The following is a 697-nucleotide window of genomic DNA, read 5'->3' as shown; positions in this document are numbered from 1 at the left end:
GGGTCCAGTAGCTGCTGAACCAGGGGATGAAATTTTCTTCAGTTTGCTGATAGACCCGAGTGCGCCAATGTTCCATCGAGCCACGGGCGAACAGCTTGACCTGCTCGGTGGCCTGTTGCGATGCGCTGAGGATCTCGCGGTCGATCTGCTGCCAGGTTTGCGCCGACACCACCACCGCCTGCGGCGCACTCACCGGCGCCCGGGCCGAAGAGGCGCAGCCGGCCAGCAGAAACAGTGCGGCAACGACCAGCGCGCGCGGGTTCACGGTGGCGGTGTCCTTTGGCTTGGGGAGGTGCTGGTTTGAGTATAGGTGGGTCAGTCGATTTCGATGCTGAAGGTTCCGGCCTCTTCGCGAGCAGGCTCGCTCCCACAGGGTGCGAGCGGTGCGGCGGATTTCAGCGCAAATCCAGCTCATCGATATGCTGATACTGCGCTTGCAGCGCGGTCGCCAGATCCTTCGCCCGGCCCAGTCGAATCGGCCCGCGCTCGATGTCGATCAGCAATCCGGGGCACGCCAGCACTGGCAACGCCGACAGTTCTTTCACGCGACCATCGGTCACGATCAGGCAGCGTTGCTGTTCGGCGGGAAAGCGCTTGCGTCTAACCGTCAGCCATTGCTGCGCCTGCTCCAGTGCCGCGAGCAACGGCGTGCCGCCACCGGCGCCCAGACCGTCGAGCCAGACGCTCAGGCCGCTTG

General features: G+C 64.4%; 1 protein-coding gene and 1 pseudogene. Both read right to left on the bottom strand.

What is annotated here, in order from left to right:
• Positions 1–265 (bottom strand): hypothetical protein (locus tag FLV_RS19925; protein ID WP_243236505.1); only part of this gene is annotated, 265 nt, incomplete at its 3' end.
• Positions 266–395: 130 nt separating this feature from the next.
• Positions 396–697, bottom strand: a pseudogene (locus tag FLV_RS19920) (magnesium chelatase); the annotation flags it as partial.

The organism is Flavobacterium pectinovorum (assembly GCF_022802975.1).
GTDB lineage: Bacteria > Bacteroidota > Bacteroidia > Flavobacteriales > Flavobacteriaceae > Flavobacterium > Flavobacterium pectinovorum_B.
Note: the sequence above shows the minus strand (reverse complement) of the source record. Positions and strands in the feature narration are given on the sequence as shown.